Genomic DNA, 14,593 nt, shown 5'->3' with positions numbered 1-14,593 from the left:
ATTAGTTTATGAAGAATCCTAGAATTGAACTTGTAAACGTAACCAATATTGACGTCCTGGCTCGTTCACTCGAACAGTTTGAAGCCCCGCTGAAGGATCTGCGCCTTTACTCACAAATTCTGCATAGGATTTATTAAATAAGTTATCAATTCCGCCCTGCAAAGTGGCATATTTATTAATTTTCCACCCTGTATTAAAGGATAACGTTCTAAAGCCTGCTGAAGCACCGATGTCCTGCCCAATAATGTTGCCTTGTCCTGTTGCATAGCGTTTTTGTGCCGAAACTACTCGCCATAATACTCCCGCGCTCAAGGTTTCATTATCCCAAGTTAATGAGTTTTTCCATTCTAATGGCGGTGTTTGAGCGAGTGGACGGTCGTCCGTGCGATTTTTACCATAGGTATAAGCCAAACTACTACCGATTTCCCAGTGGCGTGCAAATTTCCATTTACCTTCAATTTCGCCACCTAATCGAGTTGCCTTGATATTACGAGCCGAAACATCTTTGCCTACTCGTTCTAACATAATGAAATCGCGGACATCACTACCAAATAGCGACACAGAAAAATCAAAGGTGTCATTCTTCCACATCAATCCCGTATCAATTTGACGGTTTTGCTCTTTATCTAAAACTTGGCTTGCACGGCGTTCCCAATAATCTGGCGCTCGCTCTGCAATCCCTACACCGGCATAATATTTAATGCCATTGATTTCTTCTTCCCAACGGAAGAAACCTGAATGTAAAGCATACGTATGGTGTTTATTTGGGTGATTTGCCATTAAAGTGTCGTATTCAGCTTTCACTTCATCATAACGATAACCCGAAATAAACTTACGACTATCGCTTGCCGTCCAGGCCCCCTCAACAAATCCGCCCCATTGAGTAAAGTTTTGCTGTGGTTGATAAGGCTTGTGTCTATAGCCCTCACCATGCATTTCCATACGTGAAAGGTGTTTATCGCGCATATAATCAATGCCTGTTTGCAAATTAATATCCGACCAATCAAAGGTTGCTTTCAAATGCCCTGTATTGGTTTCACGTTTTGGATTCATTGCTTTTTTAACTTGATTTCCCATCATGCTTAAATAACGCATACTATAAGTATCCATCACATGATCAATCTTGCTTTGACCATAACGTAATTCAAGTTCAGTGAACCATGGTGTAATATTACGTTGTACAAATCGAACATTCCACGCATCACGATCAAACTTACTCCCATCCATCATTCGATCTGCATAAGCTGCTTCGCCTCGACTACGTTCATAAGTTCCAGTCAATAAGGTGTTTTCTGTCGGTGTGAAACCGAGCTGTAACATTTGATTACGACGCTCAAAAGAGGAATGAACTCGATTGCCATCGCCATCTTTGTAATTACCCGCCTCATTGTGTGACATACTTGTGCGTAAATAACCATATTTACCACCCGCCATCGCATCGAAATAAGCATCTCTACGTTTGTTTCCGCCAAGCGTTACACTGCCGTTTAAATAGGTATTTTGAGTATCAAATTCAGGCTCTTTACGAACAAAACGAACTGCGCCCGCGACCAAGCCAGAACCTTCAGTTACAGTTTGGGGACCTTTGGTCACGACAACTTCATCATAAGCTGATGGGAAAATATAGGCTGTTGGCGGATCCATTCGGTTGCTACATCCACCATAAATGAATTGGTCGTCTGCTTGAATATTCAAGCGAGAACCACCTAACCCGCGAAATAACGGATCGCCAGAACTCCCACCTTTACGAATCACGCTCATATTTGCCACAGATTGCAATAAATCTGCACCATCACCAGCAGGTAAAGGTTGAAGCGTTGTTTTAGGATTAAGTTTGACCGAATTGGTATTCGTCTGAGTAACACCTGTTACCACAATAGGATCCAGTAATGTTACAGACTGCGTATCCTCAGCAAAAGCATTAGATATAAAAAATGAAAGAGGAAGGAGGGCAAAATAAGATTTGTTATGCATAATCAATCCCTTGTTTTGGCACTTGAGTCATAAAAACCACAATTCAACCACATAAAATCTTTCAAACAAATACGCAACCGTTATGAAACATTTATCACATTAATGATTGAGATTGTAACAATACTGTAATGAATATTATTCTTATTAAGTGCAAAAGGCAAGGTTAAAAGATGGCTATTTACTTATGCATTTCTGGTAAACATACTACTGCCAGCACTAATTGAGCTAACGCCAAAATAGTGCAAGGAAGACCTAATAAAAAATAAGCTCCTATAATTGTATCAATAGTGCTATCCCAGTTTAAATCAACAAAATGCAAAGATAATCCGACGATAATAGGGATTAAAAAAGGCATAAAAAATGCCACCAATAAATACCGCCCATAGTAGCGACTTGCTTTTTCCCGAGTAACAAAAAAGATAAGTGTTGTCATCACCCCAGGTACAAATGAAATAAGAAAAGAAAGAAAAAATGCCTCATCAACAAATTCAGAAACAATGACTGCACATAATAATGCAATAAAAAAACTCCCAATAAAAAAACGTGGTATAGTCTTTTGTAATGCATTATTCATCTTTATATTTCCTTTCAAATAAAATTAATAACTCTAATAAGCAGATAAGAAAGCCTCCAGCTTTAATAAAGAACAAGGTTAAGAGGTTACTGTGTGTCCCATATTTTTATAAAACACGCTTGTGCTAACACCAGTTGAGCTACTCCCAATATACAAGCCAAAATACCGTGCGTTAGATAATACTCTACAAGCGTATCAATAGCATCATGCCAACTGTTTAAATAAATCAAATCGAATAATGTGGTCAGGATCGGAATTAAAAAGGGTGGCATCAAAAATGCCAGTAACAAATACCGCGAATAGTAGCTACTTGCTTTTTCCTGAGTGATGTAAAAAACAAACGTTGTAATCGCACTAGGTATAAATACGATAAAAAAAGTATAAAAAAATACCCATACCACGTCATCTGATGAGCTGCCATCCATTGAAGCAAGAAATAAATCAACGACGACTGCGCATAATAATGCAATAAAAAAACTCCCAATAAAAAAACGTCGTATAGCTTTTTGCTGTTCACTTTGTTGTTCATTATTCATTTTTATATTTCCTTTCAAATAAAATTAATAACTCTAATAAGCAGTAAGAAAGTCTCCAGCCTTTAATAAAAGGCAAGGTTAAAAAATTATTGTGCATTATGCATTTATGGCAAGCATATTGCTGCCAATACCAGTTGAACTACTCCCAATATACAAGCCAAAATACCGTGCGTTAGATAATACTCTACAAGCGTATCAATAGCATCATGCCAACTGTTTAAATAAATCAAATCGAATAATGTGGCCAGGAGTGGAATTAAAAAGGGTGGCATCAAAAGTGCCAGTAACAAATACCGCGAATAGTAGCTACTTGCTTTTTCCTGAGTGATGTAAAAAACAAACGTTGTAATCGCACTAGGTATAAATACGATAAAAAAAGTATAAAAAAATATCCATACCACGTCATCTGGGCCGTGATCCATTGAAGCAATAAATAAATCAACGACAGCAGCGCACAATAATGCAATAAAAAAACTCCCAATAAAAAAACGTCGTATAGCTTTTTGCTGTTCACTTTGTTGTTCATTATTCATTTTTATATTTCCTTTTAAACAAAATTAATAGCTCTAAGAAGTAGATAAACAAGTAAAAATAAATTCCCTACTTTAATACTACTTAAATGCTGCAATATATTCTTTTTCGTTGAAGCCAATCAATGCCTTACCATCTTGCAAAATAATCGGGCGTTTGATTAACGTTGGATTTTCAGCTAATACGGAAAGTGCGGTAGATTTCGAGAGTGTATTTTTCACATTTTCATCAAGATTACGCCAAGTTGTGCTGCGTTTATTGACTAAATTTTCCCAACCAAATTGGGCTTCTGCTTGTTGTAAGAATTGAGTATCTAATCCATCCACACGATAATCATGTAATTTATGTTGAATATTATGTTCAGTTAGCCACTTCAATGCTTTTTTCACCGTATCACAGTTTTTAATGCCATAAACGATAATCATATTCTCACCTCTAAAAACAAAAAATCCTCAATTCATTTAGAACGAGGATTTTAACTGCTACATGAATAAATCACAAATAGATTAGCCCGATACAAATTTTCACATCCAAAAGAAAAAGTGCGGTAAAAATCAACCGCACTTTTCAAAAGGGAAATTAGAATTCGTAACCTACGCCCACTTTAGCGCCATAGTTATTCACTTTAGTATCGTCAAAGCTACCTAAACGGTTATATTCTAAACCACCGTTTGCATACACTTTTTCTGCTAATTTATATTTAGCACCCGCGACTACGCCATAACCCACTTTGGTTTCAGAAGAGCTTTTATAGCGTTGATCCGCACGCTCTTCAAATTTGAAACGGTTTGCCGCAAGACGAGCACCAACATAAGGTTCAATTTGAGAATTGGTATCGAAGTCATAGAATACTGTCGCACCTAAACCTTGAACTTTAGTACCTTGGAAGTTGCCGTGATGAGTATAATCACCTGCTACACGCATATTACCTAATTTGTAACCTACTGCAACACGAGGTTCAACTTTAGTTTTGCTTGAACCACCATTGCTTAATTTAGTTTTTGAAAGACCTAGATCACCTTCTGCATATAAACCTGCGTTTGCTGTTGAAGCAACCGCTAATGCACCGACAACGATAGCTAATAATGATTTTTTCATTGGATAACCCCTGTTATTTGATTGAAAACATTACGAATATATCACAGCACTCATTAATTTTCACTATGAAAAACCAATTTTCCCTGACATTTTCGACATAAATAGGCAATTTTATCGCGTTGAATGCTATTATGCCGACGAATCGTTAAATAATGGGTCTGACATTCGCATTGATAAGCAAACATTTTGCCTTGTACATTCTCTACATCAAATTGATGACAAGTATCAGCCGGAAGATTAAATAACTGTGTCATCACCGCTTGCCATTCCTGTCCATGCGGTTTCACTCGCCCAAATACTTGATACACAATAAGGTGGGCTAATTCATGAGGAACCACCTGACGAATAAATTCATCTGAGTTCTCGAGTAGTAAAGTGCGGTTAAATTTAATCTCATTTTTCTGCAAGTATGCAACGCCAGCCTTTACACCTCGCAAGTCATAACTGATTGTCGGAATAGGAAATTTCCGTTGAAAGTAATTTTCAGCGAGTTGTAATGTTTCTGCAAGTTTGCGCTGTACCTGCATTTTTACATGCCGAAACTGAGTTTGAGATGACATCATCATGTTAAGTAAACAAAAACCGCTAGATTAGCGGTTTTTATCATACACACTTTATTTACTTATTTAAGACCGGCTGCTGCACGCAATTCTTCTGCACGATCTACTTTTTCCCATGGGAATTGTTCACGACCGAAGTGTCCATACGCCGCAGTTTGGCGATAGATTGGTTGAATTAAATTTAACATTTTAATTAAACCATAAGGACGTAAATCGAAGAATTCACGCACTAACTTAACCAATAATTCGTTTGATACTTTTCCTGTACCGAAGGTTTCCACCATGATAGAGGTTGGCTCAGCCACGCCAATTGCATAAGAAAGTTGAATTTCACAACGATCTGCAAGACCTGCTGCAACAATATTTTTAGCCACATAACGTGCTGCATAAGCAGCTGAACGGTCTACTTTTGATGGATCTTTACCAGAGAATGCGCCACCACCATGACGAGCCGCGCCACCGTATGTATCGACAATGATTTTACGACCCGTTAAGCCACAGTCACCCATTGGGCCACCAATCACAAAACGACCGGTTGGGTTAATGAAATATTTTGTTTGTTGAGATAACCATTCGCTTGGCAAAATTGGCTTGATGATTTCTTCCATCACGCCTTCATAAATTTCTTTTTGTGAGACTTCTTCACTATGTTGTGTAGAAAGGACGACTGCATCTACACCCACGATTTTGTTATCTTCGTATTTTAAGGTCACTTGGCTTTTCGCATCAGGGCGTAACCATGCTAATTTGCCACTTTTACGCACTTCAGCTTGTTTTTCCATTAAACGATGCGCATAAGTAATCGCCGCAGGCATCAAGACTTCCGTTTCATTTGTCGCATAACCAAACATGATCCCTTGGTCACCCGCACCTTGATCTAATGGATTCTCACGATCCACACCTTGGTTAATATCAGATGATTGTTTACCAATCGCATTTAATACCGCACAAGAATTGCCATCAAACCCCATTTCTGAGTGTTTGTAACCAATATCACAGATGACTTGGCGAGTGAGATTTTCAATATCAACCCATGCTGATGTCGTAATTTCACCACCGACTAACGCCATCCCTGTTTTTACATAGGTTTCGCAAGCCACACGAGCTTTAGGATCTTGTTTTAAAATTTCATCAAGTACCGCATCAGAAATTTGATCGGCAATCTTATCTGGATGTCCTTCTGAAACCGATTCAGAAGTAAATAAATAGCTAGACATAAGTTCTCTTCTTTTGGATGTATTGACGTATAGACGTCTATAATACGCTTTTTTGACTAATAAGCAAGCATTCCTATCAAGTATTTTTAAAATGTGACAAGAAGAATCTAAGCTTTACGACAAAATTCAGCTCATTAATGCATTAAATGGGCGACAAGCGCCCATTTATTTACCTGATTTTACTTCACTAAATCCAACATTTCTTGCGCATTCGCCAAGGCTAGTTCTGTAATTTCACTGCCACCCAGTAATCTTGCAAGAGCTGGAACTCTCTCTTCTTGAGAAAGTGCGGTCATTTTAGTTTCTGTTTTATCATCAACGGTAAATTTCTCTACATTAAATTGCTGATGCCCATGACATGCTACTTGTGGTAAATGGGTCACACAAAGTACTTGGCATTTATCGCCTAATTGACGTAATAATTTACCCACTACACTCGCGGTTTTACCACTAATCCCAACATCGACTTCGTCAAAGATCAGCGTCGGAATCGCCGATTGATCGGACGTTAAGACTTGAATCGCTAATGAAATACGAGAAAGCTCCCCCCCAGATGCCACTTTTGCTAGCGGTTGTGCTTGTTGTCCTAAATTACTGCGTAAAGTAAAGACAATATTATCTGCCCCATTTGACGCAACTTTAGTTAAATCCGAATTCACTTCAATGAAAAATTCTGCATTTTCCATTGCAAGCCCTTTGATAGAATGTGTAACCAGCTGTGCTAATTTTCCTGCAGCTTGGCAACGGCTTTCATGTAATTGTTTGGCCGTATGTTGCATTTTCTCAAAGGCTGCTTTTTCTTCTAGAATCAGACGCTCTTCACTTTCTGAAAAATCTAAAAGTGCGGTCAATTCTGCTTTTAATTTTTGATGCCAATCCACCAATTCTTCTGGTTTCACATTGTGCTTACGTGCAAGTTGTAAAGCTTGCCCTAAACGCTGCTCAATCTCTTGTAACAACATCGGATCTTGCTCAATATGAGAAGCAAGATGCTGCACTTCACTTGTCGCCTCTTGTACTTGGATAAGTGCATCATTCAACATTGTTTGAACGGAGGCATAGCGAGGATCTAACTCACTTAATTCATCAATATACTGCGTCGCACGATAAAGCATAGAATCGATACTCACGGTCTCATTTTCACTGAGTAGCTGTAAGGCTGATTGTGATAACTGTGTCAGCTGTTCGCTATTTGATAGACGGCGTTGATCCTCTTCCAACTCCAAATATTCATTTGGACGAAGGGCAAACTCATCCAACTCCTCAACCTGATATTGTAAAAGCTGTTTCTTCGCTTCATTTTCAGCAACTTTTTGTTGGAAGGTTTTAACTTGCGTTTGAAGATTTTTCCACGTGCGATAATCTTCCCGCATTTGTGCGAGCAAATCATGGTGATGTGCAAATGTATCCACCAACTGAAGCTGATAATCATTTTTCAATAATAACTGCGAAGCGTGCTGCCCATTAATATGAATAAGATATTGACCAATTTCTTTTAATTGAGAAGCTGATACAGGCGTGCTATTAATAAAGGCTTTAGAACGCCCATCTGCATTAATGACACGGCGTAAAATACAATCAGAGGGATTATCAGGATCTTGCAATTCTTGCTCTTGCAACCATTGATAAGCGGGGTTCGTTGGTTCAATAAAAAAGGTGGCGCAGATTTCGGCTCTTTCCTGCCCTTCTCGAACCATAGACGTTTCAATACGTTGCCCTAAGCATAACCCCAATGCATCAATAGCAATGGATTTTCCTGCGCCAGTTTCCCCCGTGATCACAGACATTCCTTTCGCAAATTCAATCTCTAATTGACGAACAATTGCAAAATTATTGATGGTAAGTTGGGTTAGCATAAAAAAATCTCCTTAACTGTATATCCATATATTATAACTGTTACAATATACAGTAAAGAGATTTTTAAACTTTTGGGATTAGAAATTTTTAAGCCAGCCTAATTTTGTGCTTAATACATTGTAATAATTATAATTTTTTAGGTGTAATAGGCGCAGTTTATGCGGGCTTTTTTCAATATGAACGATATCATCAGGAGAAAAATCTAGCGCAATTTGACTATCACAGCCTAATTCCAACTGTGAAGTATTATGTTCAGCAAAACGAATTGAAATTTTGCTATCGCCATCAATTACTAATGGTCGAGAAGAAAGTGTATGTGGGAACATCGGCACAAGGGCAATCGCATTTAAATTTGGCGTTAAAATTGGGCCGCCTGCGGAAAGCGAATAAGCGGTTGAACCTGTGGGAGTGGAAACAATCAAGCCATCTGAACGTTGAGAAAAGGCAAATTTATCATTGATATAGACATGGAAATCAATCATATGCGCAATTTTGGCGGGGTGAATCACCGCCTCATTTACTGCATTACCACTAGAAATAATTTCGCCATTGCGTTCAATTTTAGCTTCCAATAAAAAACGCTCTTCGACAAAAAACTCGCCGCGTTCCAAACACGCTTCAAGCTGTGCATAAGCATTTTTGGGGTCGATATCAGTCAAAAAGCCTAAGTTGCCTCGGTTAATACCAATCATTGGAATATTATATTTAGCCAAAATGCGAGCACGCCCTAGCATATTGCCATCACCACCGATTACAATCACGAGTTGAGCTTGCTCTCCAATTTCTTCAACCGTTGCTAACACCTCTTCCGGTAAACCGAATTTTTCCCCCACTTCTTTTTCCACTAAAACTTGATATCCTCGCTCTTTCAGCCATTGATACAAGTTTTTATGCATTTGCAAATTAATGTCGCGACGTGGTTTTCCCATCAAGGCGATGGTTTTAAATGATTTGACTAATTCATCCATAACTATGATTGCTCCCAAGTACAGACTTCCTGATTTTTGACCGCACTTGAATTTAAAATTTTAGCCATTATATTACATAGCAATTCAGTTTTGCTAAAATAGCACTAATTTTTGATAAATGGAGAAAAAGATGTCAGAACAAGCACAAAACTTAAATGAAAATGAAGAACTTGTTGAAGAAGTTCAGCAGGAAACCACCGCAACGGAAGATCCGTTAGAAGAAGCGATTGCCCGTGTACAAGAACTTGAAGAACAATTAAAAGCACAAGTAGAAGAAACCTCTAAAAAAGAGCAAGATTTATTGCTCCGTACGCGTGCAGAAATTGATAATATGCGTCGTCGTAGCGAACAAGACATCGAAAAAGCACATAAATTTGCGCTCGAAAAATTCTCAAAAGACATTTTAAATACCATTGATAACTTAGAGCGTGCGCTTGCCACACCAGCCAATAAGGAAGATGAAAACATCAAAGCCCTATTCGATGGCGTCGAGCTGACTTTAAAAGAGTTACTCTCAACGGTTTCTCGCTTTGGTGTCGAGCCTGTTGGTGCAGTAGGTGATACCTTTAATCCGGATCTTCACCAAGCTATCTCTATGCAACCAGCAGAAGGCTTTACAACGAATCAAATCACCACCGTTTTACAAAAAGGTTATACATTAAATGGTCGAGTGATTCGCCCAGCTATGGTAATGGTTGCAGCTTAATTTCTTTTCTATAACTTAAAGAGCGGACGATTTTTCGTCCGTTTTTTATTGCCAAAAATCTTGATTTAGATCAAATTTATTAAAAAATAATTTGAGAATAATTCTCAACAAAAACACTCTTGCTTTCCAGATCTAGCAAGGTTTCAACTCAATTTCAATCATCAAAAATTGACAAATAACACTACATATTGTGTGTTGATCTATTAAATAAAACTATATATAGTGCTTTCGTTTTTTTTAAGTTAGCCTATATAGGAGTCATAAAATGAATGCTTTCTTCGTGATTAAGCGTGATGGTTCACGAATTGGGTTTGACCTACAACGTATTACTAATGCAATCAGAAAAGCGGCAAGTGCGGTCAATATTGTTGATGAAATGTATATCCATGATCTGAGCCAGCGAATTAATACCGAGATTTTTAGTCACTATCAGCATGAAATTGATATCAACCAGATTCAAAAAATCGTTGAAGATCACTTAATGACAAGCAAGTATCCCCAAATTGCACGTGCCTATATTGAATATCGTCACGATCGTGATCTTGCTCGTGAAAAACGCAGCCAATTAACCAAAGAAATTGAAGGGCTGATTGAACAAAGCAACGTGGAATTGCTTAATGAAAATGCGAATAAAGATGCGAAAGTGATCCCTACCCAGCGTGATTTACTGGCAGGTATTGTGGCCAAACATTATGCCAAACGTCACATTCTGCCAAGAGATGTTGTTGAAGCCCATGAAAAAGGCGAAATCCATTATCACGACTTAGACTACGCGCCATTTTTCCCGATGTTCAACTGCATGCTGGTTGATCTAAAAGGCATGCTTTCGCATGGCTTTAAAATGGGTAATGCCGAAATTGAACCGCCTAAATCTATCGGCACAGCAACAGCAGTTACCGCACAAATTATTGCTCAAGTAGCCAGCCATATTTATGGCGGTACAACCATTAATCGCATTGATGAAGTGCTTGCACCTTATGTCCAACTCAGTTTTGAAAAACATTTGAAAAATGCCGCCCAATGGCAAATTCCTGATGCTGAAGATTATGCGAAAGCGCTAATTGAAAAAGAATGTTTTGATGCGTTTCAATCCCTTGAATATGAAGTTAATACACTCCATACGTCCAATGGTCAAACGCCGTTTGTTACCTTTGGTTTTGGCTTAGGCACAAGTTGGCAAGAACGTTTAATTCAGCAATCAATCTTGAAAAACCGTATTCGTGGCTTAGGTAAAAATCACAAAACGCCAGTCTTCCCTAAACTGGTCTTTACCATTAAAAAAGGTGTGAACCAAAACGAACAAGATCCAAACTATGACATTAAAAAACTGGCATTAGAATGCGCCTCAAAACGCATGTATCCAGATATTTTAAACTATGATCAAGTGGTCAAAGTCACCGGTTCATTCAAAGCGCCAATGGGTTGTCGTAGCTTCTTGGGTGCTTATGAAGAAAACAGTCATGAAGTGCATGATGGGCGCAACAATTTAGGTGTGGTAAGTTTGAATCTGCCTCGTATTGCCCTTGAAGCACAAGGAAATGAAGAAAAATTCTACCGCACTTTAGATGAACGCCTAGCCCTTGCGAAGAAAGCCTTACTTACCCGTATTGCTCGCTTAGAAAATACCAAAGCTCGTGTTGCGCCAATTCTCTATATGGAAGGAGCTTGTGGCGTTCGCTTAAAAGCCGATGATAATGTTGCCGATATTTTCAAAAATGGACGAGCATCAATTTCTTTAGGCTATATTGGTATTCATGAAACCATCAATGCGCTGTATAAAAAAGGACATATTTTTGACGATGAACAACTGCGTGAAAAAGGCATCGCGATTGTGCGTCGTTTAAATGAAGCGGTAAAACAATGGCAGAAAGAAACGGGTTATGCATTTAGCCTTTATTCCACACCAAGTGAAAACTTGTGCGATCGTTTCTGTCGTTTAGATACCAAACAATTTGGTGTGATTGAAGGCGTTACCGATAAAGGCTACTACACTAACAGCTATCACTTAGATGTAGAGAAAAAAGTGAATCCATACGATAAATTAGACTTTGAAATGCCTTATCCTGAATTAGCGAGTGGCGGCTTTATCTGTTATGGCGAATACCCTAACATTCAACATAACCTCAAAGCACTCGAAGATGTGTGGGATTATAGCTATGATCGCGTGCCTTATTACGGCACCAACACGCCAATTGATGAATGTTACGAATGTGGTTTCACAGGAGAATTCAATTGTACAAGTAAAGGTTTTGTCTGCCCGAAATGCGGTAATCATGACAGTGCAAAAGTTTCCGTAACCCGACGGGTTTGTGGTTATCTCGGCAGTCCTGATGCTCGTCCATTCAATGCGGGCAAACAGGAAGAAGTAAAACGTCGAGTGAAACACCTATAATGTCGCAACATTGATTATGATAAAATAGCTCATCAAAAGTGAGCTATTTTTATTTCAATAAATAAGGAAGTACCATGCCAACACTTACACAAATCACGCAATCCATCATGCAAGATCCCGATAATCAATCCTTTACTGCAAAGGGTATCGAACCGCTTTTTGCTGCGCCAACTACCGCTCGTATTAATATTGTCGGACAAGCCCCTGGAATTAAAGCCCAAGAAAGTCGTTTATATTGGAATGATAAAAGCGGTGATCGCCTACGTGAATGGCTCGGTGTGGATCGCGATACCTTCTATCATTCTGGTTTGTTTGCGGTCATCCCGATGGACTTTTATTACCCTGGAAAAGGCAAATCCGGTGATTTACCACCGCGCAAAGGCTTCGCAGAAAAATGGCATCCGCTAATTCTCGCTAATTTGCCTAATATTGAGCTGACGATTCTTATTGGACAATATGCACAAAAATACTATTTGCCAGAAAATAACCTTAATGTCACTGAGACAGTTCACCATTTTCGTGATTTTCTTCCTCACTTTCTTCCGCTTGTTCACCCATCTCCACGCAACCAAATTTGGCTCAAGAAAAATCCATGGTTTGAACAAGAGATTGTGCCAACATTGCAAAAGCAAGTGAAAGCGATTTTATCTAGTTAAACCAATATTCCACCCATAAAGTGCGGTCAAAAATCAGGAGGTTTTTGACCGCACTTTGCTTTAATTAAAGTTATAAAAATTTAAACTATCAAAAAAGACATGATTCAATTGCTTGTTCCACCTTAAACTTCGCTTCTTCCAACAAGTTTTGGGATTCTTGTCGCAAGCGATCAGATTGTTGAATTAAATCAGCGATTTGGGTTTGAATTTTCTCTTCTACATTTGGAATAACAATTTGTTTAATATCGTTTGCAGAAATATTTGTTTGAACGCCACCAGTTCCCATACGCTCTAATTGATATTTTCCGATAATCGAATTAATGATGAGCGGCAATACCTCGACATTAATATTTTGAGGAGAGATTCGCATGATTCTTTGATTTACTACCGCATTTACACCTTTAGGCACTTTACAAGAGTTTCCAATAGTACCGGACATTGATATTAGTATGTCATTTTCATTTGCAACATCTTTAGGACTTAAACTAATATCTCCTTGTGGAATCAACATAGCATTAGATATATCTAATGTGCCATTCCCGATATTATTAATTCGGATTAAAGGGATTCCCGTTTCTGTATATGTCTCACTTTTGTAAGCAAAACCAGTTGAAAAATCTTTAATAAAATAATCTAAGGTATTATATCCTTTAGGATAGCTCTTGATTTTATCTATCAATTTTTCATACTTTTCCTGATAAAACTCCGCATCCAGCCTACCCGATGTACCAAAACTGTCGGCAAAGGATTTGATATTGATCGTTTGTGAAGGTGGATTGAAGTCTTTTAATTTTAAAGTGTCTAGTAGCAGTAGTTCTGCTTGTCTATACATACTTTTAGCTTCAAGTTCTAAATCAAATACTTTATCTACTAATGATGAAATTTCATAAATAAAGTCACTTTCAAATTTAGGAACATATAAACTTCTAATTGCAGCCTTATCAATTGTTAAAGGAACTGTCCCATTAATTTTTCTATTGATAATTTTTAAACCAAAATTTGTATTAAAGTAAATATAAAGAAATTTTTCATTTATACATGAATTTTCATTTGTTCTAATTAAGAACAAATTCATTCCTAATGATGTTGGTCTATTTAAATATGGCATTAAATAAGATTTACCTGGCGTTCCTATCTTATTTATAAGCAATTCACCACCAAAAACTTGGCTTTTAGATAAAAAGTTATAGGCTTTTTTTGTTATATATTTAACATTATCTGAAAAATTATTTGTTTCTAGGTCTGTCGTTCTAACCATATAAGCAAAATTAGGCTCATCTAACAGCTCAAAAACTTCAGATATAGCTTCATAACTTCCATTTGCATGAAAATCAGTCAATACTGAAATCTCATCTTTTAGTACGATATTAGGAATAGATTTAATTTTTCTATAAGCGGAAATATATTCCTTCATAAAAAATTCATCATCTATTCTAAACTTTTCATTATCTAATATGATTTCTGAAAATAGCACTTCTTTTACCTCCAGCCCCTCCAACAGTCGCTGGTATTTCGCAGCATCAA

General features: G+C 37.9%; 14 protein-coding genes. 3 read left to right on the top strand and 11 right to left on the bottom strand.

Features of this window, described 5'->3' with window-relative positions; all coding sequences use genetic code 11:
• Nucleotides 1-18: 18 nt before the first annotated feature.
• The 10 genes from PARA_RS06550 to PARA_RS06505 all read right to left on the bottom strand — a co-directional run bounded on the left by PARA_RS06550 (nucleotide 19) and on the right by PARA_RS06505 (nucleotide 9,315).
• Nucleotides 19-1,974, bottom strand: a complete 1,956-nt coding sequence (locus PARA_RS06550; protein WP_014065066.1) for a TonB-dependent copper receptor — start codon at nucleotides 1,972-1,974, stop codon at nucleotides 19-21.
• Nucleotides 1,975-2,152: 178 nt separating this feature from the next.
• Nucleotides 2,153-2,548, bottom strand: coding sequence for a hypothetical protein (locus PARA_RS06545; protein ID WP_014065065.1), 396 nt, complete (start codon nucleotides 2,546-2,548; stop codon nucleotides 2,153-2,155).
• Between the two features lie 86 nt (nucleotides 2,549-2,634).
• Nucleotides 2,635-3,084, bottom strand: coding sequence for a hypothetical protein (locus PARA_RS06540; protein WP_014065064.1), 450 nt, complete (start codon nucleotides 3,082-3,084; stop codon nucleotides 2,635-2,637).
• A 104-nt stretch (nucleotides 3,085-3,188) separates the two neighbouring features.
• Nucleotides 3,189-3,617 (bottom strand): hypothetical protein, encoded by a 429-nt coding sequence (locus tag PARA_RS06535; RefSeq protein ID WP_014065063.1) that lies wholly within the window; start codon nucleotides 3,615-3,617, stop codon nucleotides 3,189-3,191.
• A gap of 78 nt (nucleotides 3,618-3,695) precedes the next feature.
• Nucleotides 3,696-4,040: an ArsC family reductase gene (locus tag PARA_RS06530; RefSeq protein ID WP_014065062.1), complete on the bottom strand. Its 345-nt coding sequence runs from the start codon at nucleotides 4,038-4,040 to the stop codon at nucleotides 3,696-3,698.
• A gap of 154 nt (nucleotides 4,041-4,194) precedes the next feature.
• Complete coding sequence (locus PARA_RS06525; RefSeq protein ID WP_014065061.1) at nucleotides 4,195-4,713, bottom strand: opacity family porin; 519 nt, start codon at nucleotides 4,711-4,713, stop codon at nucleotides 4,195-4,197.
• Nucleotides 4,714-4,766: 53 nt separating this feature from the next.
• Nucleotides 4,767-5,279 carry a SprT family zinc-dependent metalloprotease gene (locus tag PARA_RS06520; protein ID WP_014065060.1) on the bottom strand — a complete coding sequence of 171 codons (513 nt, stop codon included), beginning with the start codon at nucleotides 5,277-5,279 and terminating at the stop codon, nucleotides 4,767-4,769.
• 56 nt (nucleotides 5,280-5,335) lie between these two features.
• Nucleotides 5,336-6,490 carry a methionine adenosyltransferase gene (gene metK, locus PARA_RS06515; protein ID WP_014065059.1) on the bottom strand — a complete coding sequence of 385 codons (1,155 nt, stop codon included), beginning with the start codon at nucleotides 6,488-6,490 and terminating at the stop codon, nucleotides 5,336-5,338.
• A 179-nt stretch (nucleotides 6,491-6,669) separates the two neighbouring features.
• Complete coding sequence (gene recN, locus PARA_RS06510; protein ID WP_014065058.1) at nucleotides 6,670-8,346, bottom strand: DNA repair protein RecN; 1,677 nt, start codon at nucleotides 8,344-8,346, stop codon at nucleotides 6,670-6,672.
• Between the two features lie 78 nt (nucleotides 8,347-8,424).
• Nucleotides 8,425-9,315, bottom strand: coding sequence for an NAD(+) kinase (locus PARA_RS06505; protein WP_014065057.1), 891 nt, complete (start codon nucleotides 9,313-9,315; stop codon nucleotides 8,425-8,427).
• 130 nt (nucleotides 9,316-9,445) lie between these two features.
• Between PARA_RS06505 and grpE the strand changes: the two genes are divergently transcribed.
• The 3 genes from grpE (at nucleotide 9,446) to PARA_RS06490 (ending at nucleotide 13,069) form a co-directional block, all read left to right on the top strand.
• Nucleotides 9,446-10,021: a nucleotide exchange factor GrpE gene (gene grpE / locus PARA_RS06500; RefSeq protein ID WP_014065056.1), complete on the top strand. Its 576-nt coding sequence runs from the start codon at nucleotides 9,446-9,448 to the stop codon at nucleotides 10,019-10,021.
• A gap of 265 nt (nucleotides 10,022-10,286) precedes the next feature.
• On the top strand, nucleotides 10,287-12,413 hold the full coding sequence (gene nrdD / locus PARA_RS06495) for an anaerobic ribonucleoside-triphosphate reductase (RefSeq protein ID WP_014065055.1): 2,127 nt from the start codon (nucleotides 10,287-10,289) through the stop codon (nucleotides 12,411-12,413).
• Between the two features lie 74 nt (nucleotides 12,414-12,487).
• Nucleotides 12,488-13,069, top strand: a complete 582-nt coding sequence (locus PARA_RS06490) for a uracil-DNA glycosylase family protein (protein ID WP_014065054.1) — start codon at nucleotides 12,488-12,490, stop codon at nucleotides 13,067-13,069.
• A gap of 88 nt (nucleotides 13,070-13,157) precedes the next feature.
• On the opposite strand, the gene PARA_RS06485 is transcribed toward PARA_RS06490, so the two are convergent.
• Nucleotides 13,158-14,543 carry a restriction endonuclease subunit S gene (locus PARA_RS06485; RefSeq protein WP_041918244.1) on the bottom strand — a complete coding sequence of 462 codons (1,386 nt, stop codon included), beginning with the start codon at nucleotides 14,541-14,543 and terminating at the stop codon, nucleotides 13,158-13,160.
• Nucleotides 14,544-14,593 lie beyond the last annotated feature (50 nt).

Origin of the sequence: Haemophilus parainfluenzae T3T1, from assembly GCF_000210895.1 — a bacterium.
Lineage (GTDB): Bacteria > Pseudomonadota > Gammaproteobacteria > Enterobacterales > Pasteurellaceae > Haemophilus_D > Haemophilus_D parainfluenzae_A.
The sequence above is the reverse complement of the archived record's forward strand: the minus strand, read 5'-3'. Positions and strand labels throughout refer to the sequence as shown.

Bases quoted from the DNA above. Each gene is read 5' to 3' on its own strand.
- PARA_RS06550 (WP_014065066.1), bottom strand. From the start codon at position 1,974: ATGCATAACAAATCTTATTTTGCCCTCCTTCCTCTTTCATTTTTTATA.
- PARA_RS06545 (WP_014065065.1), bottom strand. From the start codon at position 2,548: ATGAATAATGCATTACAAAAGACTATACCACGTTTTTTTATTGGGAGT.
- PARA_RS06540 (WP_014065064.1), bottom strand. From the start codon at position 3,084: ATGAATAATGAACAACAAAGTGAACAGCAAAAAGCTATACGACGTTTT.
- PARA_RS06535 (WP_014065063.1), bottom strand. From the start codon at position 3,617: ATGAATAATGAACAACAAAGTGAACAGCAAAAAGCTATACGACGTTTT.
- PARA_RS06530 (WP_014065062.1), bottom strand. From the start codon at position 4,040: ATGATTATCGTTTATGGCATTAAAAACTGTGATACGGTGAAAAAAGCA.
- PARA_RS06525 (WP_014065061.1), bottom strand. From the start codon at position 4,713: ATGAAAAAATCATTATTAGCTATCGTTGTCGGTGCATTAGCGGTTGCT.
- PARA_RS06520 (WP_014065060.1), bottom strand. From the start codon at position 5,279: ATGATGATGTCATCTCAAACTCAGTTTCGGCATGTAAAAATGCAGGTA.
- metK (WP_014065059.1), bottom strand. From the start codon at position 6,490: ATGTCTAGCTATTTATTTACTTCTGAATCGGTTTCAGAAGGACATCCA.
- recN (WP_014065058.1), bottom strand. From the start codon at position 8,346: ATGCTAACCCAACTTACCATCAATAATTTTGCAATTGTTCGTCAATTA.
- PARA_RS06505 (WP_014065057.1), bottom strand. From the start codon at position 9,315: ATGGATGAATTAGTCAAATCATTTAAAACCATCGCCTTGATGGGAAAA.
- grpE (WP_014065056.1), top strand. From the start codon at position 9,446: ATGTCAGAACAAGCACAAAACTTAAATGAAAATGAAGAACTTGTTGAA.
- nrdD (WP_014065055.1), top strand. From the start codon at position 10,287: ATGAATGCTTTCTTCGTGATTAAGCGTGATGGTTCACGAATTGGGTTT.
- PARA_RS06490 (WP_014065054.1), top strand. From the start codon at position 12,488: ATGCCAACACTTACACAAATCACGCAATCCATCATGCAAGATCCCGAT.